Source organism: Rhodococcus sp. 4CII (assembly GCF_014256275.1).
Lineage (GTDB): Bacteria > Actinomycetota > Actinomycetes > Mycobacteriales > Mycobacteriaceae > Rhodococcus_F > Rhodococcus_F wratislaviensis_A.
The window spans coordinates 7,416,417-7,435,430 of record NZ_JACCFE010000002.1 but is presented as its reverse complement, the minus strand read 5'-3'; the positions used below and the strand labels follow the sequence as shown (position 1 = coordinate 7,435,430).

At 65.6% G+C, this 19,014-nt stretch carries 13 protein-coding genes and 4 pseudogenes; 8 read left to right on the top strand and 9 right to left on the bottom strand.

Annotated features, from left to right (window positions below):
• Positions 1 to 824 precede the first annotated feature (824 nt).
• The 4 genes from H0B43_RS34945 to H0B43_RS34930 all read right to left on the bottom strand — a co-directional run bounded on the left by H0B43_RS34945 (position 825) and on the right by H0B43_RS34930 (position 3,204).
• Positions 825 to 1,208, bottom strand: coding sequence for a hypothetical protein (locus tag H0B43_RS34945; RefSeq protein ID WP_252189644.1), 384 nt, complete (start codon positions 1,206 to 1,208; stop codon positions 825 to 827).
• Positions 1,209 to 1,651: 443 nt separating this feature from the next.
• Positions 1,652 to 2,410, bottom strand: a complete 759-nt coding sequence (locus tag H0B43_RS34940) for an SOS response-associated peptidase (RefSeq protein ID WP_185723807.1) — start codon at positions 2,408 to 2,410, stop codon at positions 1,652 to 1,654.
• A gap of 43 nt (positions 2,411 to 2,453) precedes the next feature.
• Positions 2,454 to 2,801 carry an Lsr2 family protein gene (locus H0B43_RS34935; protein WP_185723808.1) on the bottom strand — a complete coding sequence of 116 codons (348 nt, stop codon included), beginning with the start codon at positions 2,799 to 2,801 and terminating at the stop codon, positions 2,454 to 2,456.
• A 79-nt stretch (positions 2,802 to 2,880) separates the two neighbouring features.
• Positions 2,881 to 3,204 (bottom strand): hypothetical protein, encoded by a 324-nt coding sequence (locus H0B43_RS34930; RefSeq protein WP_185723809.1) that lies wholly within the window; start codon positions 3,202 to 3,204, stop codon positions 2,881 to 2,883.
• 551 nt (positions 3,205 to 3,755) lie between these two features.
• Between H0B43_RS34930 and H0B43_RS34925 the strand changes: the two are divergent.
• Positions 3,756 to 4,460 (top strand): annotated as a pseudogene (locus tag H0B43_RS34925) (YhcG family protein); the annotation flags it as partial.
• Positions 4,461 to 4,566: 106 nt separating this feature from the next.
• Here H0B43_RS34925 and H0B43_RS34920 read toward each other — a convergent pair.
• The 4 genes from H0B43_RS34920 to H0B43_RS34905 all read right to left on the bottom strand — a co-directional run bounded on the left by H0B43_RS34920 (position 4,567) and on the right by H0B43_RS34905 (position 8,657).
• Positions 4,567 to 5,598, bottom strand: a complete 1,032-nt coding sequence (locus H0B43_RS34920) for a tyrosine-type recombinase/integrase (RefSeq protein WP_185723810.1) — start codon at positions 5,596 to 5,598, stop codon at positions 4,567 to 4,569.
• Positions 5,595 to 6,530, bottom strand: coding sequence for a tyrosine-type recombinase/integrase (locus tag H0B43_RS34915; RefSeq protein WP_185723811.1), 936 nt, complete (start codon positions 6,528 to 6,530; stop codon positions 5,595 to 5,597). The genes H0B43_RS34920 and H0B43_RS34915 overlap by 4 nt, the downstream gene beginning before the upstream one ends.
• Complete coding sequence (locus H0B43_RS34910; protein WP_185723812.1) at positions 6,527 to 7,759, bottom strand: site-specific integrase; 1,233 nt, start codon at positions 7,757 to 7,759, stop codon at positions 6,527 to 6,529. Before H0B43_RS34910 ends, H0B43_RS34915 begins: the two co-directional genes overlap by 4 nt.
• Positions 7,760 to 7,919: 160 nt before the next feature.
• Positions 7,920 to 8,657, bottom strand: a complete 738-nt coding sequence (locus tag H0B43_RS34905; protein WP_185723813.1) for a PDDEXK nuclease domain-containing protein — start codon at positions 8,655 to 8,657, stop codon at positions 7,920 to 7,922.
• Between the two features lie 237 nt (positions 8,658 to 8,894).
• On the opposite strand from H0B43_RS34905, the gene H0B43_RS34900 reads away from it, so the two are divergent.
• Positions 8,895 to 10,790 carry an RNB domain-containing ribonuclease gene (locus tag H0B43_RS34900; RefSeq protein WP_185723814.1) on the top strand — a complete coding sequence of 632 codons (1,896 nt, stop codon included), beginning with the start codon at positions 8,895 to 8,897 and terminating at the stop codon, positions 10,788 to 10,790.
• Between the two features lie 265 nt (positions 10,791 to 11,055).
• Here the strand turns inward: H0B43_RS34900 and H0B43_RS34895 are convergent, their stop codons facing one another.
• Positions 11,056 to 11,610 carry a recombinase family protein gene (locus tag H0B43_RS34895; RefSeq protein WP_185723815.1) on the bottom strand — a complete coding sequence of 185 codons (555 nt, stop codon included), beginning with the start codon at positions 11,608 to 11,610 and terminating at the stop codon, positions 11,056 to 11,058.
• A gap of 585 nt (positions 11,611 to 12,195) precedes the next feature.
• On the opposite strand from H0B43_RS34895, the pseudogene H0B43_RS34890 reads away from it, so the two are divergent.
• From H0B43_RS34890 to H0B43_RS34865, 6 genes and pseudogenes are all read left to right on the top strand, one after another.
• Positions 12,196 to 12,851: pseudogene (locus H0B43_RS34890) on the top strand (transposase); the annotation flags it as partial.
• Positions 12,852 to 12,963: 112 nt separating this feature from the next.
• Positions 12,964 to 13,763 (top strand): annotated as a pseudogene (locus H0B43_RS34885) (IS256 family transposase); the annotation flags it as partial.
• A complete protein-coding gene (locus H0B43_RS34880) occupies positions 13,645 to 14,676 on the top strand; it encodes a tyrosine-type recombinase/integrase (RefSeq protein ID WP_397517550.1) in 1,032 nt (343 codons plus the stop codon). The pseudogene H0B43_RS34885 and the gene H0B43_RS34880, both read left to right, overlap by 119 nt.
• Positions 14,673 to 16,964 (top strand): tyrosine-type recombinase/integrase, encoded by a 2,292-nt coding sequence (locus H0B43_RS34875; protein WP_185726419.1) that lies wholly within the window; start codon positions 14,673 to 14,675, stop codon positions 16,962 to 16,964. The genes H0B43_RS34880 and H0B43_RS34875 overlap by 4 nt, the downstream gene beginning before the upstream one ends.
• Positions 16,965 to 16,976: 12 nt before the next feature.
• A pseudogene (locus H0B43_RS34870) lies at positions 16,977 to 17,138 on the top strand (IS256 family transposase); the annotation flags it as partial.
• 311 nt (positions 17,139 to 17,449) lie between these two features.
• The gene (locus H0B43_RS34865) at positions 17,450 to 18,907 is read left to right on the top strand and encodes a class I adenylate-forming enzyme family protein (protein WP_185723816.1); all 1,458 of its coding nucleotides are present in this window, start codon (positions 17,450 to 17,452) and stop codon (positions 18,905 to 18,907) included.
• The last annotated feature ends 107 nt before the right edge of the window (positions 18,908 to 19,014 follow it).

Genomic DNA, 19,014 nt, shown 5'->3' with positions numbered 1-19,014 from the left:
CTGGACGCGGCGCCTCCACAAACGGGTGATGTGTCCAGCCTTCGACGCACGACACATCGCCCTAGCCAGCGCTGGTGGCGATCGTCAGATTGGCGGATCGAGGATGGAGGATGGAGGATGCGGACCGATCGTGGAAGTGGCTGTACCGCAATACCGCAACGTTTCGCCGCCGCCGCGAACGACTCCGGGCGAGGGTCCACGGGCCAGGAAACCTCACCGGCCGGACCGAATACGGCGGCCGCATTCGCCGCCGGACCTGTGGTGAACCGGGTCTGGTACCGGATGCCGTCGAACCCGGCATCGAACGCCGCCGCCCACGCCCGGGGCACGTCGTACGGTGTCATCGAACACAACTCCCGGGTGAGCCCGAACCCGGCAGCCGCATCGGCGCAGGTGTCCGCGAGGTCATGGGTGCCCGGCACCCGCAGAGTCGACAGCATCCGCTCGGCCGCGAAGTCGTGGGCGATCACCCCGAGCGAGATCGTTCGTCAGCTCGTCACCGCTGCCGGAAGCACGGTGTCGTTGGTTCCGGGAGGTGCCGCAGTGTCGCTGGGTGTCGGGGTCGGAGTGGCTTCGGCGGCGCCGTTCGATTCCTGTTCGGTCCCGGGGTATGCGATTCCGGCGGAAACGAGCGACTATTTTTCTGCCAGAACACGTGGGAGCAGGGCTGGTCGCAGCCGGACTGCACGGGCGTCGATGGCGCCGTTGCGAACAAGGCGCTCGAATGGGATTTCCTTGGTGAGGACTTGGCGCGCACCTACGCGCAGCAGAGGAGGTCCGATCTCAGCCTCGGGTTCCCGAGCGAGCGACCGTCCGTGTCGGGATCATCCCGGCGGCGGGGTTGCTGCGTGGCCTGTGGATGTCTGACACCACCACTCGGCGGCGCTGGCCTCGATTTCGCGGGCGTGGGTGGGCCAGTGGGGGTCGGCGATCAGTGAGTGGATCGTCTCCGCCATGTAGGTGGCGTTGCCGTCGATGTCGAGTCGGGTCAGGAGACGGGCGATCCCTGCGGGGGTGGTCGGCCACCGGCCGCCGGTTGTTTCGACCAGCGCCGCGATGAGGGTTGCGCACTCGTGATCGGTGAGCGGTGGTGGTGTGCGTGTCATTCCTCGCAGTCCGCGGCTGCCCTTGGTGAGCCATCGGTCGCTGGCTACACGCTGGATCCGGTTCCAGTACACCCGGCCGCGGCGGTCGAGCAGTGTGGGCATGGTCGGACGGTAGCAAAGCGTGGTGGATGTCCGGGCAGAGCGTATTCCGGGCGCTCGGCCTTCGGGTCGATCCCGCGGCACGGATTTCGGGGTGGAGAGTGGCAGCACGGCCCCAGCCTGGCCTACCGGCCCCGCGTGAAGGGGGTCGCCGATCCGAGGTCGGCCCCGGTGAGGGGAAAGCGCCCGGGGGTATGTCAAAGGGAAGCCGCCGGCACCTTCCCCGGTGTCAGCGGCTTCGCATCCCTTCCGGGAACGCTACGCACTGTAGGTCTTGCCCGGTCAGTGGACGGTGACACCATATCGCCTCTCGGCAAGTGGTCGCTCGCGGCGACTGTTCTGGTGTGGTACCCGGGGTATGCGCGCCACCGTCAGGGGGTTCAACGGCCGATTGTCCGGTGGTATTCCAACCCGGGCGGGTAAGTCCGCCGAGAGATGGGTCTACCTCAGTTCGTGTTCTCGGCGGCGATCGGCGTCAGGAGGTCTTCGCTGTTGTTGCGGACGTTGTTCACCGCCTTGGACACCGGGTAGGTGTCCAGGCTGCCCGGTTCCGGGGGCGCCATCAGGGTTCGGGCGTAGTCGACGTCGGTGTTGGTCGGGTCGAGCCAGTCCACCCAATTCTCCGGGGCCACGCTCATCGGCATCCGGTCGTGGATGTGCCCGACATCGTCGGTGGCGTTGGTGGTGATGACGGAGAAGGTGACCAGCCAGGCGTCCGGGTCGTCGTCGGGGGCCTCGGGATTGCGCCAGAAGTCGAAGATGCCGGCCAATGGAAGAATGGCGTCCAGCGCGGGGTGGATGTAGTACGGCTGCTTGAGCGGTTTTCCGGACTTGCCGACCTGATTGGTCGGGAACCATTCGTAGAACCCGGAGACCGGGATGATCGCCCGCCGCGATTTGAAACACTGTCGATACGCGGGCTTTTCGTGAACGGTCTCGGCGCGGGCATTGATCATCCGGGAGCCGATCTTCGGGTCCTTCGCCCAAAACGGTGTCAGACCCCACTTGAGGTTGCGCAGCTGTCGCTCGGGCGGGGGCTGGGCGTCTTCGGTGTCTTTCGGTGCGCGGGCGATCACGACCGGGGAGGTTTTGGTGGGAGCGACGTTGTAGTCCGGGGCGAGTTCGGGGTCGGCCCGGTCCGGGTCGATCTCGAAGGTGTCGAGCAGCGTGCTCCGGCTCGTCGTCGACGCGTAGCGACCGCACATACCCCACAGCGTGCCACGGCCCACCGACGTGCCGGGGGTGTTGTCAGCGGGCGTCGCGGAAGGCCTGCTCGATCTCGGTGGGGATGCGGCCGCGGGAGGACAGCTGGTAGCCCTGCGCGAGCGCCCAGTCCCGGATCTCCTTGGCTTCTCCCCGCCGCCGCTTCGCCGCCGTGGGGGCAGGAAGTCGGTCTGCGCGGTGTTTGCGGCCGCCGACGCGGGTGGAGTGGGCGATGTAGCACTCGAGGGTCTCGCGGAATTCGCGCGCGTGCTCATCCTTGAGGTCGATCATGTATTCGACGCCGTCGAGGGCGTAGCTGATGCTCTCGCCGTCCTCGATGAAGACGGTGCCGTCGATGTCATCGGCCAGTTCCACCACGACCTTGCGTGCCACAGTTTCCTCCTCGAGACGCCGGTGCGGGTCAGGTGAGAGTACTGGTGGTCCTGGTTGGAGACCACCGCAGTCGAGCGGATCACCCCCGTGGGCGACGGGGGAGCTTGTGACGCGCCGGTTGACACTCCCCAAACCCCCGTCGTCTGCGGGATGCCAGTGGGGGTGATTCGGCGTTCTGGTCGGCGTGCTCGAGGATCAGGTACTGCGCGGAGATCTGCTGGTCGACGTCCTTCTTGTCGAGTCCACCCGCTTCGCCCATGTATCGGCCGTTGACCACGTAGCAGTAGTTCTCCTCCCCCGAGGTGGTGTCCTTGGCCAGGCACTTGGCGCCCGGCAGTCCCGCGGGCACCGGTGCGGCGGCGCCGCCGGGCGCGGTCAGGTCGTCGACGAAGGCGTCGAGCACCGTGGTCGCATCGTCCGCCGAGGCGGCCCGGTAGTGCGTTTACCCCGTCGAGGGTGGGGCCAGCGCTGGAGGGGTTCGTCGGTCCGGTAAGCCTCCCGTGCCGGCCTGCTGAACTGATCCCACCGCAACGCTTCGGAGAGGCAGGCTGCGCCCGCGTCACCACACCTACGGTGACGGGGGCGTCCGCATTCGCGGCCACGCCGGCGAGTGACGACTCACCGTCGCCTACGGAACCTGGAAGGAGCCCCACCCCCGAGCTGACCGGGCGATGATCCCCTGTGCGAGAGGCGGCCGCGGCCACATCGGCGGTCGCGGTGACGGTGCCGCTGCCGGTGACCGCCGTGGCCGGGCGGTGCTCGCCGCCGCGGCCGATCCACAGGTCGACCACGACGGGTGCAGCTCCGTCCGCTCTGAGCCCTCGAAGCAGACTCCGTGGATGATGTTGAATACCTTCATTTTTCCCACCTCATCCGCTCGGGGGCAGCCCGTGGTGTAGGGGGCGTGTCGACGGTCCTGCGTCTTCATCGTCGGTGGTACGGGAAGATGGGCGGGTGAGCGATTCCGGACTGCTGCCCGACGACTACCGCGACTTCCTCGAGCACCTCAAGATGCAGGTCCGACAGGCGCGGGTCCGCGCGACCCGGGTGGTCAACACCGAGTTGCTGCTGCTGTACTGGGACCTCGGCCGCGCGATCCTGGACCGCCAGGAGGCCGAGGGGTGGGGAAGCAAGGTCATCGACCGACTCGCGGTCGACCTGCGGGCGGAGTTCCCCGAGATGCGCGGGTTCTCGCGGAGCAATCTGCACTACATGCGCAAAATCGCCACGGCATGGCCGCGGAGCGCATTCGTGCAACAAGCTGTTGGACAAATTCCGTGGGGACACGTGACGGTGCTGGTCGACCGTCTCGACGACCAGGCATTACGCGACTGGTACGCGGCCGCGGCATTCGATCGGGGCTGGTCGCGCAACGTCCTGTCCCATCAGATCCGGAACCGGCTCGACCAGCGGATCGGGGCGGCGCCCTCGAACTTCACCGAGCACCTCCCCACCGGGGATTCGGACCTTGCGCAGCAGCTGGTCCGCGACCCGTACGTCTTCGACTTCCTGGATCTGACCGATCGGGTCGCCGAACGCGAGCTCGAGGCGGCGTTGATGGCGCGGTTGGAGCGGTTTCTGCTCGAGCTCGGGCACGGCTTCGCGTTCGTCGGCCGGCAATACCACTTCGACGTCGACGGCGACGATTTCTATATCGATTATTCCGATTCCCGGGTTATCCCGAGGCCTGGTCGCCGAGGGGCTGCTTTGTGCTTGCGCCTGGGGTGATGTTGGTTTCGGTTGGCTGGGTGTCGGGATATTGCGGTCATCTGAGTCCGAGGAGCCGGTTGAGGATGTCGTCGTTGTCGTGCCAGACCGCCTGGGATGGCTGGGGAGTCGGGGCGCCGTTCGCGGTGGCTTTCTGGATGGCTCGGCGTTTCATTTCGGTGTCGGCGTGGGCGTAGATGAGTGTGGTCTCGGGGTCGGCGTGCCCGAGCCACTCGGTGAGTAGTGCGAGCGGCATGCCTGCCTGGTAGAGGTGCATGGCTCGGGAGTGGCGCAGCATGTGGGGGTGCGCTCGGACGGGCACTTCGGCGCATTTTCGGTGGGCGGCTTGGGAGTGCTTGCGGATGATCCGGGCGGCGTTATCGTCGGACATGTGCGTCTTGTGGTGGCTGTGGATGGTGTAGAACAGCGGCTCGCCACGCTGGGGGTCGGGGTGGAACGCGGCGGTGTAGTGCCGGTAGTGGGCGGCGGTCTCCTTCGTGATGGGGATGCGGCGGGGTTTGGATCCCTTGCCGAGGAGGTCGATGGTGAGACGTTTCGCGTCGAGGTCTCCGATGGTGGCAGAGAGCATCTCCGCGTCGCGGGCGGCGGTGTCATACATCAGGATCATGAAGAACTGGTCTCGTAGTCCGGTCCGGTTGGTCGGATCGGGTTGGGCGAGGAGCGCTTTGATGGCTTGCTGGCTCATGTGGGAGACGGGTTTGGTGGCGGGCGCTTTCATCAGCGGGATGCCTGCGAGATCGGCAAGGTGGATGGCCAGTGACGGCTCGGCGGTGGCGGCGTACTTGAAGAACGACCGGATGCAGGCGAGGCGCTGGTTGTAGGTTGCCGCCGTCCAGTTGCGTTCGGCACGTGTCTGTTCGAGGAACCCTGTGATGCAGGCGCGGTCCAACATCGGGAAGGTGACCTTGTCGACGGGGATGCCACCGGTGTCGCAGACGTGACGCAGGAGCATGTTCCAGGCGCGGCGGGCAGATTCGATGGTGTGGGGGCTGGCGGCGCGTTGCCTGGGTAGGAACACGGTGAACCAGTCACGCAGGTGTTTGAGGAAGGTGTCGGCCGGTTTTCTCATAACGGCGGCTCCGGGATGATCCCGTCCGCGCTGGTCAGGCCCGTCGCGGCGATCCGCTGGGGCAGCAGGTGGACGTAGTAGGCGGTGGCGGTGTAGGTGGCGTGGCCCATGTAGGCGGACAGGTAGGGCAACCAGACGCCGAGGACGCGGCCTTCGTCGACCCAGCGCGCGAGTGTCCTGGTGGCGTAGTTGTGGCGCAGTGTGTAGGGCGTCGAGCCGGGGGCGACCCCGTCGGCTAGTGCCCGAACGCGGCGGTACTGCGCGGACAGCCAGTTGTGCGGGTAGGGCTGGCCGGGGGCTCGTTCGAAGAACCACTCGCGGTCGGGTTGGCGCAGGTCGGCGAGCCGGTCGAACCTCGCCAGCAGCTCGGTCATGTCGTCGCCGACTGGGACGAGGCGGTCTTTGCGACGCTTGGCGTGGACGACGGTCAGCACCATGGTGTCGAGGTCGACGTCGGCGCGGCGTAGCCGCCGGGCCTCCTGCGGTCGAAGCCCGCAGGAGAGCATGAGGCGGAACACGACCGGGATGATGTGCTCGCGGTTCGGACTCAGCGTCGATGGTCCGATCCGGTCACATGCGTTGAAGAACCGTTCCAGCTCGTCGTCGGTGAACATGTGCGGTAATCGCCTGGCGGGTTTGCCGATCCAGGCGGCCGGCAACACGAACGCATCGGCACCGACGGATTGAAGGTACTTGCCGAAGTTCCGGATGGCGTGCATCTTGTAGCCGGACCTGCCCGCCGACTTGCCCTCGTCGCACCACTGGGTGGCCAGTTCCCGGGTCAGGGCGGTGGCGTCGGGATGCTTTGCTAGGCAGAACCGGTCGAAGTTCTGCATCACGAACGCCAGGTTGCCCGTGTAGTGGCCCAGCGAGTCCCTCAGCTCCAGCATTGCGGTGATGTGGGAGGCGAACGCGCTGTTGTAGTTGGTCATTGCAGCGCCTCCGCACGGCATTCAAAACCGGTCAGGGGCAGGCAGCATTCGCGAAGCGAGTCCGTGTCCAAGGCGATGTAGCGCTTCGACGAGTCGATTCGGGCATGTCCGAGGATTTGGGCGGCCATCGGAAGTTCCGCTCCGGTTTCGATCAGCCTGGTGCCCAGGGTGCGACGTAACGCGTGGAACGTCTTTCCGTCGCCGGCCTTGTGTGGGATGCCTGCCGCGGCCAGATGGCGTTTCATGATCAACGCGCCCGTCGGTCCCGTCAGTTTGACGTGCGGCGCATGGGCGCGCAGGAATACCTCGGGTGAGTCGGAGGCAGGCCTGGCGTTCAAGATGTAGTCGGCGACTGCGTTGCCCGCCTCGACCGTGAGCGGCAGCGCCAGTGTGGCCGCGGTCTTTCGCTGCACGATTCTGATCTCATCTCGCCGCCAGTCGATGCTCTCCAGCCGCAGATCGGTGATGTCGCCGCAGCGCAGCCCTGTCGACACGGCCAGTCGCACCATCGCGTAATCCCTGTTGCCAACGGCCGTCGCGGTGTCGATCACTGCGAGCAGCCGGGTGACCTCGTCCTGGGTGAAGCGCGGCAGGATCCGAATCCGTCTCGGTGAGACCTGTGACAACATTGCGTGCACTGGCAGGTCGGACAGTTCGAAGTCGTTGAGGAAGCTAAAGAATCGCTTGACTGCCCACACGGTGTTTCCCATGCCCGACTGGTGATTCGGGGCTATGGCCATCAGGAATTCCCGCACGTCGCCGAGCCCGACACCGTGGAAGCTGTCATGTCCACGGTCGTGGAGATGAGTAAGCAGCTGTCTAATCTCGCCCAAAGCTAACTCGACCGATCCGACGGCCAGGGTTCCCGAGAGCGACTCGTCGAACAAGCGCAGGGCCGTCTCGAAACGGGGTGGCAGCTGCGTCGGCATCGGACGCCGCCTGCGCCATACCACTTTCCCTTCCATCTTGAACTCGAGCAGCATGTTTGCTGTCTTCTCCAGCGACGACCGGAACACCGGGCCGATATTTCTGCGCTGCAGACGGGTGTCCTGCTCAGCCAGGAACCTGTCGCGGACCTGCTCGTTGTACTCGTCGATCGCGTGGTCGGTGCAGTACCGTGCCACGGTCGCGCAACAACTCCTCTGGTACTTGAGCGATGCCTCGGTCAGTCCGGCGCCCCGGGCTGCGGTCAATACTCCGTCTACCAATACAGACATGGTTGGTTCCATGTTCTTGTCCTTCCATCGTGACGGTCACGGACGCACCATCGGAACGTCCGTAATCAACACAACGGCATGACCCGGCAGCGCGCTATCGTCCAGAGATGGTCGGCGGACTTGAAGGAACTATTCCGACAACGGATCCGAAAACACCTCGTCGGGGCAGGACCTACGCACAGATCGGGATAACCCCGGAATCGGAATAATCGACGAAGTACGCATCACCCTCGACATCGAAATGGACCGGGCGGCCGACGAACGCGAACCCGGGACCGAGCTCGCGAAGGGTGTCGATGATGCGCTCGACGAGCCGATCCTCCAACTGTCGCTCGGCGGCGTCCCCGTCGATGGCGAGGAACTCGAGTGTGAACGGATCCTTGGTGATCTGCTGAGCGAGCTCGGAGTCCGTGCGCTCGAGAGCGTGCGGGAAGTTGGACGGGGCCGCACCCTCGCGGAGGTGCAGTTGAGTCTTGATCTGGTGCGCCAGCACGGGACGACTCCAACCATGTGCGACATCCTTGGCGCTGTACCAGTCGCGTAACTCGGCGTCATCGAGCTTCTCGATCAGCTCGATGACATGCCCCCACGGCAATTGGCCAACGGGTCGTTGACCAATTGCCTCGGGGTCGGGCCACGCCTCGGCGAACCTCCTCATGTACTTGAGGTTGGCCAACGAGAATCCTTTTGCGGTGGGGAACTCTGCGCGCAAGTCCGCGGAGAGCCGGGAGAGGACCTTGCTGCCCCATGGGGCCGTTTTCTGCCGCTCGATGATCGTCGCTCCGATCTGCCAGTAGAGCCTGAGCAGTTCGGTGTTCACTCGGCGCTGGGCGGTGTAGCGCGCCTCATGTACGAGCCGTTTGATGCTCTCGAACGTGGCTGCGTAGTCGGCGGGGACGATGGAGGGCATTCCTCGACGCTAATGGACTCGGATGCCCGCACTGCTAGCGTGACCCTCGACCCGGCTCGAGCTTCGAAACCAGGCCTGCAATGTCCGTTTTCTCCGTTGTTTACCGCGGTAAACAAACCGTACCTGTAGCCGGTTTTAGGGATGTGCAGGTGGTGCGCCTACGGGTGCGTCGCCGACGCGCCTGGTGGGGTTTGGTTATCGTCGAAGTGCTGGAGAACCAAAGGGGGTGCGGCGACCATGACGTCTTCGACAGCGACCGATATGTCGACGCTGCTGATGATCGACTCGCAGTACGCGCGGGACCGGGACGATGCCTTCTCCGTCGTCCCCCGCGCCGACGGCCGTGGGTGGACGGTCGAGGTTCACATCGCCGGTGTCGCCGACGTCGTCGAGCTCGGGTCGGTCGCCGACGAGCAGGCGTTCCTGCGGGCGGAGACCCGGTACCTGCCGGGCCGCACCATTGCGATGCTCGGCGACACGGCCGAACAGGCCGCCACCCTCACCGCTGATGCACGACGCACCAGCCTGCGGGTCACCGGAACCCTCACTACCGGCGGTCAGCTGGTCGACGTCACCGTCCGCCGCGGGGACATCGCCTCGGGGCGGTGCGTGGCGGTCGATCACGCCGAAGCGTCCGCCATCCTGACCGACCCGCAGCATCCGCTGCACCCCCCGCTGGCCGCGGCCGATGCCGCCGCGCAGGTGCTGCTGACCGCCCGGCGTGACGGCGGCGCCCTCGCGTTCTACGACCTCACCCGAGGCTGGGCCGCCAGCGAGGACGGCGCCATCGTGGCGATCCCGGATGCGCTGCGGACCGTCGCCTACGTCATCGTGCAGGAGTTGATGATCGCCACCAACGAGGCGGTGGCGTTGTGGTGCGTGGAACGGGGTCTGCCGATCCTGTTCCGCAACCACCGCGCCAACCCGGTGGCCGGCAGCACCGACGAGCTGATGACCGAGATCGCCGCCGCGGCCGGGGATCCGGACCTGTTCGCGAAACTGCGGGGACGACTGCTGTCCACGCTGCGGGCCGCGACCTACGATCCGACCGTGCACGGGCACTACGGGCTCCGCCTGAGCGCCTACACCCATGTCACCTCACCGCTGCGGCGGGTGGCGGACCTGATCAATCAGCGGATCATCTTCGCCGACCTCGACTCCTCCCCCGGCCCTTACACCGGCGAACAGCTCGCCGCCCTCGGCGCGGACCTGAACCGGCGCACCCGCGCCGCCCGGGAGGCGAAGAAGAACCGGTTCAAGCACGCCGACCAACGTCTCGTAGCCCAGGAGGCGGCACGCGATCTCACAGCCCTCGACTCCCGCACCTTCCACAAGGTGCTCAAATGCGCAGCCGCAAGGCCACTTCGGACCGAGCTGGCATCGGAACTCGCCCGCCGTGTCGACGCCGACCTGCTGACCGCCCCGGACGTCGCGGTCCTGATCGACGCCGCCGACCCCACCTGGCTTCCGATGCAACTCCGCGTCCTGGACACCCTCGCCGCCACCCATCCGGAGATGGGGCCCAGCGTGGTGTCGGTGTGGCGGCAAACTCACCCCGATCACCCTCCCACCGATCTCGAGGTCCGGCGCAGCGGCGTCGACCACCACCCGCTGTTCGCGGCCCGCGCCACCCACCTGGGTATCCGCGGACCGTGGACCATCGGGTCCGCGAAGAAACCGACCGAACAGGCCGCCCTGTGGGCGGCGGTGCGCGCGCAGCTGATCGGCACCGAACCCGCCGACGCGGAGCCGGACTGGCACACCACGGCGCCCACTCCGCGGCCGGCGACTCCCCCACCGGCGCCGAATGATGTAGGTTCCCCGGTCTCCCCGGAACCGCACCGTAAGAGCGCGCCGGCCGCACTGAACCTGGAGGGGGCGAAGAAGTCCAAGGCCCTGTCCAACCCCACCGCCTGGCTGATGAGCCTCGCCCAGAACAACAATCAGCCACCACCCGAGTGGGAGTTCCATATCGACGGGCCGGCACACGCACCCCGCTTCACCGCAACCGTGCACCTCGCCGGCCACCGTGCCACGGCCGACGCGACCACGAAAACCTCGGCGAAGACCGCATCGGCCGCCGCGCTCGTCGAAGCACTGTTCGAAATCAGGCCGCTGCGAGGAACGGCATAACGTTCACCAATTCCATCTCCTACAACAGGACATCACTCTCGACGATGCTCTCGACTCGATCCTGCGGCGGCGCACACACAGAGCAGGCCGGAAGGGTCCGAGGTTCCACCGATATCACCTGACTGGTTCAGTCACGGGCGTTCTCTGGCGTCGCATCACCTTGAGTCTGGTCGAGAAGGGTGCACCGGCGATGTAGGGGTAGGAACCGAATACGCCGGAAAGGGGCCGCGGCCGGGTGTAGGTGCTGGTCAGGCGGGATGAGGGACTACGTGGGCGCGGCCCGCAGGTAGGCGTAGACGGTTTCGCGGCTGATCCCGAATTCCTTGGCTAGCACGGTCTTTGCTTCCCCGCTGGCGGCGCGGTCGACCAGGGCGAGCACCTGGTCGGGGTTGAGGGACTTCTTGCGGCCCTTGTACACCCCGCGATCCTTCGCCTTGGCAATGCCTTCGGCCTGGCGTTCCCGGATCAGCGCGCGCTCGAATTCGGCGAACGCGCCCATCACCGACAGCAGCAGGTTCGCCATCGGTGAATCGTCGCCGGTGAACGTGAGCTGCTCGGTGATGAACTCGACCCGTACGCCCTTGTCGGTCAGGCTGCGCAGGATTCGCCGCAGGTCGTCGAGGTTGCGGGCGAGTCGGTCCATCGAATGCACGAGTACGGTGTCGCCGGCGCGGACGAATCGGAGCAGTTCGTCGAGCTGGGGGCGGGCGACGTCCTTGCCCGAGGCTTGGTCGGTGAACTCGCGATCGACCTGGATGCCATTGAGCTGGCGGTCGGTGTGTTGGTCGACAGCGCTGACCCGGATGTACCCGACGCGCATCACCGACTCCTTCGGACGGACGAACATGTCAGGTTTGACCCTGACTAACAGGTGTCAATCAATACGCGATCAGACTCTTTTCTGACGCAGTTCTCTGGCGGGTTCGGCGTGGTGTTGGGGTGCACACCAACCCGCCACACCGGGCGGACCGCCGCACGTACCGGTCGCCGCATAGCCTCCCCCAATTTGTTTCGCTCTCCCACACACCCCAGGCAGCCTCCAGGATCTACCACAACCGGCGCAACGACCACCCCGATAGGGAAGACCGACCCGGCGGCACCCGTCCCGGTCGACAACCGCAGGGAGCTACCGCCCCGACCCCGGGGTCGCAAATGAAAAGACGTATTTGCAGCACCCCCGGACCCGGCACGGTCCAGACGCACCCAGCCGACGGGACGCCCACCACCTCCACACCCGCCCTTGCAGGCACCCTGCAAACCTGCAAAACGACCCGCAACCTGCAAACGCCCCCCGTCGGACCTAGGAGTTCGTCGTAGATACTGCGGCGCGGGGGGGAACTGTCGGGATAACGGTTGAACTGAATCTGGCCGACACGCCGAGGTAGCTTGGCGAGAAGGCAAGACAATGACCGAAACACTCGATCCCATGGATCAGCCGAAGATTGACCATCAGCAGTTGGCTCAGCAACTGCTCGCGCAGGCAAAAGCCGAGGGCGTGGAACTGGTGGGCCCGAACGGACTGCTCAACCAGCTCACCGCGAACGTCCTCGAAACCGCACTCGATGCCGAGATGGACGAGCACCTCGGCTACGAGAAACACCAGGTCGAGGGGCGAAACGGAGGTAACTCCCGCAACGGGCGGCGGACAAAGACCGTTCTCACGGAAATCGGACCGGTACAGATCCAGGTGCCACGCGACACCGACGCCTCGTTCGACCCGCAGATCGTCAAGAAACGCCAGCGACGCCTGACCGGGGTCGACGAAATAATCTTGTCCCTGTCGGCGAAGGGCCTGACCACAGGCGAAATCGCTGCACACTTCGACGACGTCTTCCCCCGCAAGCGGGAGGTACCCCCAGGCGCATCGGTCTCGAAAGAGACGATCAGCAAGATCACCGACAAGGTCCTCACGGAAATGACCGAATGGTCCGTCCGACCCCTCGACCCGGTGTATCCGGTGATGTTCATCGATGCCATCCACGTCAAGATCCGCGACGGTCAGGTCGCCAACCGGCCCATCTACGTCGCCATCGGTGTCACCACCGCCGGGGAACGCGAGATCCCCTCCCTTCCTCTCCCTCCCCCGCGCTCGCTCCCCCTCTCCGAGATCGTCCCTGTCCGTCCCCAGGTCCCTCGGTCCGTTCCGTACCCCTCGACCCGGTGTATCCGGTGATTCATCGATGCCATCCACGTCAAGATCCGCGACGGTCAGGTCGCAACCGGCCCCATCTACGTCGCCATCGGTGTCACACCGCCGGGGAACGCGAGATCCTCGGACTGTGGGTCGGTGACGGCGGCGAGGGTGCCAAGTTCTGGCTCGCCGTCCTGACGGAAATCCACAACCGGGGTGTCGCAGACGTGTGCATCGCCGTCTGTGACGGGCTCAAGGGACTACCCGAGGCGATCACGACCGTGTGGCCACTCACCGTCGTGCAAACGTGTCTGATTCATCTGCTGCGCAACACCTTCCGGTATGCGTCCCGTCAGTACTGGGACGAGATGTCACGGGACCTGCGGCCGATCTACACCGCCATCAATGAACCAGCGGCGAAGGAACAGTTCGCGGAGTTCGCCAGCAAGTGGGGACCGCGGTATCCGGCGATCGTCCGGCAATGGGAGAACGCGTGGAGCGAGTTCGTGCCCTTCCTCGACTACGACGCCGAGATCCGCCGGGTCATCTGCTCGACGAATTCGATCGAGTCTCGGGGTGCCCGCTACCGACGGGCGGTGCGGGCAAGGGGCCACTTCCTATTAGTTACGTGGAATCAGAACGAGGCTGGAACGATCTCGGCCAAGGAAACCACGGAACTGGGAGGCAGGCTTGGGAACGGTGGTGCTGGAGGAGAAGTGGCCGGTGCTCGGCAGACACGAACGCGCGGCAGGCTGGTTGCGAGTGTGGGTCGATCTGGGTCGAGCACCGCGGACGATCGACGCGTATGCGCGCGGGCTGGCGGAGTTCCTGCAGGTCTGTGAGGACCATGGCATCGACCCGGTCGCCGCGAACCGGGCGGATGTCGCGGTGTTCGTTCGCGAGCTGACCGGGCGGGCCAGCCGTCGCGGCAGGAACGTGGTGTCGATCGATTCCGGGTGTGGATTGGCAAATGCCACGATCCAGCAGCGGCTGGTGCCGGTGCGGTTATTTTTCGACTTTTTGGTGGAGGAAGGTGTTCGGGAATCTAATCCTGTTGGTCGAGGCAGGTATACGCCAGGGCGGAAGTGGGGTGGACAGCAGCGTGGCCTGGTGCCACGGCTCGTGAAACTTCCGTGGATTCCAACCGAGCAGCAGTGGCTCGACATCCTCGCCGTCGCCGCGGCCGAGCCGCCGCGTAACCGGCTGATGCTCGCACTGGCCTACGACGCCGCGCTGCGCCGCGAGGAGTTGTGCTCCCTGCGCACCGACGACCTGGATCCAGCTCGTCGGATGTTACGAGTGCGGGCGGAGACGACGAAGAACCGGCTCGAGCGAATAGTGCCGTATTCGGCGCCAACCGGGGTGTTGCTGCAAAAGTATTTGACGCATCGAGCGACCATAAGCCAGGCCCGAGGACCGCTGTTTCTGTCCGAGTCACGCCGCAACCATGCCGATCCGTTGAGTTTGTGGACATGGTCGAAAGTGGTGCGACGCATCGCAGTCGATGCGGGAGTGCCGCAGTTCTCCACCCACACGACCCGGCATCTGTGCTTGACGGACCTGGCACGGACGGGTTGGGAACTACACGCGATCGCCACCTTCGCCGGACATCGCAGCACCGAAACCACACTCACCTATATCCACCTGTCCGGGCGGGAGCTGGCCGACAAGCTCGCTCTCGGCATGAACCACATCCACTCATGGCGGGTGGAGATGCTGGCTCGCCTCGACGAGCAGGAGACCAGTCGCCGATGACAATGATGATGAATTCGCAGACAGCACCATCCGTTTGGGAGTGGCCGCTACGGCTGGATCGTTTCCGTCGCCACGGGCGGCTCTCGAAGAACGAGTCCGATGCGCTGCAGACCCTCGGTTTCGACCTGCTACGGCTCGACCGGGAGCGCGAACACCCGCAGTGGCAGGCGATTGCGCGGTTGACCGCACCACTGGACGAGGCGATCGCGGCTCTGCACTGGCATCCCGACACCGTGTTCCAGCGACGGTTCGCCCGCTACGCCACCGCGATCGTCCTGCATCGCTGCGGTGAGCTGGGCCGCGACTTCTGGTCCTGGTCGACGCAGGAGTGGGCCGAGCTGCTGCGCCCACAGCAGCTGCGGGAGCGTTTCCGGGGGCAGGTCGGCATGCAGGCACGTCCCTATCTGCTCGTTCATGCCTATTTGCTCACCGGGTTCACCGCATTCGATCTGGTCGGCCCGTTCGCGCGGCAGACGTTGGCGCAGCGGATATTCGGTTCCGTCAGCGTCGATCAGGCGGTCGAGCCGGTTCGCGCGGTGCTGAACGGATGGGGATATCGTGCCGCGAATCTGGAGTCGATGATCTGCACCTTGTTGCTGCTCAACCGCAGCCCGATGCTGAACGAGCTCACCTCATCGGCGCTGGACCGGCTGCGGGCGGACGCGGCGATCGAACGGCACTTCCACGGCCGCCACCTGCACGGCGTTCACCGGGCTCTGGCCACGCTCGGCCACACCGGCCCTCCACCGGCACCGCGATACGGGGACGGGCCCGTCCCCATCACCGGCACCGCCCCGGGCTGGGCGCAGGCGGTCGAACGCTGGCACGCCACCGCGACGGTCCAACCGAGTACCCGCGACACCCATCGCGTCGTGCTGGCCAAGATCGGCCGTTGGCTCGCCGCCGACCATCCCGATATCACCGGGCCCGCTGACTGGACACGGCAGACCTGCTCGGCCTGGATCGCCGCCGTCGACCGCATGCATGTCGGCGACCACATCCAATCGGAGAGCTGGCGTGAGAGCCGCATCGAACAGCTCGGAAAACCATTGTCGGCGAAAACGAAACGCACCTACATCCGGATCGTCCGCACTTTCTTCCGCGATATCCAGGACTGGGACTGGATCCCGCGTCGATTCGACCCCGCGCGAGCATTGGAAACCCCGCGCAGCATCCGGGCACTGCAAGGACCCGACCCGCGAGTGATCGCCGATGACCTCTGGGCCAAACTTCTCTGGGCCGGCCTCAACCTCGATCCCGGCGACCTGCCCGCAGGACCCGGGGCCCACCCGGTCGACATGGTCCGCGCCGTCACGCTGACCTGGCTGTTCGCCGGCCAGCGCAGCGACGAAATCGCCCGGCTTCGGGTCGGCTGCATCCGCTGGCAACACGATCAGCCCGCCGTCGTCGATGACCGACAGCAGACCGACTCATCGGTCTGTCTGCTCGATATCCCTACCCACAAGACTGGCACCGCGTTCACCAAGCCCGTCGACCCGTTGTTGGGCCGGGCGATCGAAGCATGGCAGGCCCTGCGCCCCGCGCAACCACCGATGCTGGACCGGAAAACCGGTGAGAAGGTGCACTTCCTGTTCGCAGTCCGGGCCGGGCGGATCAGCAAGAACTACATCAACGACACGATCATCCCCGCGCTCTGCCGCAAGGCCGACATTCCTGCCGCCGACGTTCGCGGGCCGATCACCAGCCACCGCGCTCGCTCCACCATCGCGACACAGCTCTACAACGCCAAGGAACCGATGACGCTGTTCGAGCTGCAGGCTTGGCTCGGGCACCGCAGCCCGGAATCGACCCAGCACTACGCCAGAATTACCCCGAATACCCTGGCCAAGGCATACAACGACGCCGGTTACTTCGCGCGCAACGTCCGCACCATCGAAGTCCTCGTTGACCGCGACGCTGCGACTTCCGGCGCTGCCGCCGTTGGTGAGCCTTGGCAGCACTACGACCTCGGCCACGGATTCTGCAGCTACACCTTCTTCGAGCAATGCCCGCACCGCATGGCCTGCGCCCGCTGTGACTTCTACATACCCAAAGAGTCCAGCAAAAGTGAACTCTTGCAGGCGAAATCGAACCTTCAGCGCATGCTCGTCAGCATCCCACTCACCGACGATGAACAAGCAGCCGTCGAAGACGGCCAAGCCGCCCTCGACCAGCTACTGCAACGCCTCGCCGACGTTCCGACCCCGGCCGGAACAACACCACGCCAACTGACCGCCACCCCGTTGCCGATCGTCGCCGTCAACCATGGCCGACCAGCACGAACTTGACAATCTTGATTCCACAGAACCAGCGACCAGGCCGCCCTGAAATGCCTCTATCTGGCGACCCGGGCACTGGACCCCACAGGCAAGGGAAGAGCACGATGTGTGACGAGGTGGAAGCCGGCCCTCAACGCGTTTGCAATCACGTTCGAAGGCCGAATGACCCCAACTGTGATCTAGATTAATGTGCCAGAACTGGATCCACCAATGTTCTGACAGTCCCGCGCGGGGGCCGGCTTTTTCGCGCTGAGTGCGACGAGGTTCGCCGTGGTTGCGACGAACTATGGATGCCGGCGAGCCGCCAGGGCAGTAATGGCTGCTATCGCGACCACAGGTGCACACCGGCGGGGCGGAGGCGTTCGGGGTCTCGCCTTAATTGTGCACCGTGCACTACTGCTCCTATGAAGTTCGTCATCGCTGCCGATGTATTGCGCAGTAGCCCGCCGTAGTGTTCCAAGTCACATACATCCATCTACTGCGCAGGAGTGCACATGGCACCGGCTTACCTCCCTTGGCTGCTGGCTGAGCCGTTCGGGTCTGCACCCGCGATCCGAGACGACCTCCGCGAGTTCTCATTCGAGCAACTCGACGCGAGGGTGGCCGCCGTTGCCGCCCAGTTCGCCGGACGAGATGTGGGTCGTGGCGACGTTGTGGCCGTGATGCTGCCCAACCGCAACGAGCTTGTCGTCGCCATCTTTGCCGCCTGGCGCCTTGGCGCCGCCGTGACTCCGGTCAACCCAACTTTCACCGAACAGGAGGCCACCCATCAGATCGCCGATGCCGGCGCCACGCTGGTCGTGAACGCCGGTCCCGGCGCCCCCACCGGCGGCAAGCCAACAATCGCCGTGGACGACCTCGCCGAACATTCCACCGGGGAGGTGCCTGCACCGGTCGAACTCGCAGACAGCGACATGGCCCTGGTGATCTACACGAGCGGCTCCACCGGCCGACCCAAGGGCGTCATGATCACACATGGCAACGCCGATGCCATGACGGCTTCGATCGCCGAGGTGATGGCGCTCACCACCAGTGACCACTGCCTTCTCATCCTCCCGCTGTTCCACGCAAATGCGCTCATGGTGAGCCTCCTCGCGTCCCTGCGCGTGGGCGCCCAACTGACCGTGGTGGGCAAGTTTTCTCCAGACACCTTCTTCCACGCCGTCGAGAAGCACCGCCCCTCCTACTTCTCGGGCGTCCCCACCATCTTCGCGCTCCTGGTGACCAAGGCCGCCGAACGCGACACCGACCTGTCCTCGCTGCGCTTCGCCATCTGCGGCGCCGCCCCCGCCACCCGCGAACTGCTCCAGGCCTCCGAGGAGATGCTCGGAGCCCCGCTGCTGGAGGGCTACGGCCTCACCGAAGCCACCTGCGCGTCCGCCATCAACCCCCTCGTCGGCCTCCGCAAGATCGGCACGGTCGGCCCATCCCTTCCCGGTCAAAGCATCCGGGTGGTCGACGACGAGCTGCGCGACGTGCCCACCGGCGAGACCGGCGAGGTGCTGATCACCGGACCCGTCGTGATGGCCGGCTACCTCGGGAACCCCGAGGCTACCGAGAAGACCATCGTCGACGGCTGGGTCCGCACCGGCGACGTGGGCGTGCTCGACTCCGATGGCTACCTGACCCTGGTGGACCGCATCAAGGACATGATCATCCGCGGGGGAGAAAACCTCTACCCCAAGGAGATCGAGAACGCGATCGGCAGTCTGCCCGGTGTGCTCGAAGTGGCCGTGATCGGCAGACCTGACGACGTGATGGGAGAAGTGCCTGTCGCGTTTGTGGTCCCGTACCCGCACGCCTCACTGACTCCCGAGACCGTGATCGAGCACTGTCGCAACCTGCTCACACGGGTCAAGGTGCCCGTCGCCGTGGACATCGTGACCGAACTCCCCAAGAACCCCGTGGGGAAGATCGACAAGCCCGGACTGCGCAAGGCGCTCGTCGGCTGACCTCGCGCGAGGGCGAGGCCACTCCGTCGTCGTACGACCTCCCCGTGTCCCTTCCGTCCCTTCTTTTCTCATATCGACAGTCGACGATCGTCGATTTTCGTTTCTTC

Excerpts from the sequence above, each read along its gene's own strand:
- H0B43_RS34945 (WP_252189644.1), bottom strand. The coding sequence starts at position 1,208 with ATGCCCACACTGCTCGACCGCCGCGGCCGGGTGTACTGGAACCGGATC.
- H0B43_RS34940 (WP_185723807.1), bottom strand. The coding sequence starts at position 2,410 with ATGTGCGGTCGCTACGCGTCGACGACGAGCCGGAGCACGCTGCTCGAC.
- H0B43_RS34920 (WP_185723810.1), bottom strand. The coding sequence starts at position 5,598 with ATGAGAAAACCGGCCGACACCTTCCTCAAACACCTGCGTGACTGGTTC.
- H0B43_RS34915 (WP_185723811.1), bottom strand. The coding sequence starts at position 6,530 with ATGACCAACTACAACAGCGCGTTCGCCTCCCACATCACCGCAATGCTG.
- H0B43_RS34910 (WP_185723812.1), bottom strand. The coding sequence starts at position 7,759 with ATGGAACCAACCATGTCTGTATTGGTAGACGGAGTATTGACCGCAGCC.
- H0B43_RS34905 (WP_185723813.1), bottom strand. The coding sequence starts at position 8,657 with ATGCCCTCCATCGTCCCCGCCGACTACGCAGCCACGTTCGAGAGCATC.
- H0B43_RS34900 (WP_185723814.1), top strand. The coding sequence starts at position 8,895 with ATGACGTCTTCGACAGCGACCGATATGTCGACGCTGCTGATGATCGAC.
- H0B43_RS34895 (WP_185723815.1), bottom strand. The coding sequence starts at position 11,610 with ATGCGCGTCGGGTACATCCGGGTCAGCGCTGTCGACCAACACACCGAC.
- H0B43_RS34875 (WP_185726419.1), top strand. The coding sequence starts at position 14,673 with ATGACAATGATGATGAATTCGCAGACAGCACCATCCGTTTGGGAGTGG.
- H0B43_RS34865 (WP_185723816.1), top strand. The coding sequence starts at position 17,450 with ATGGCACCGGCTTACCTCCCTTGGCTGCTGGCTGAGCCGTTCGGGTCT.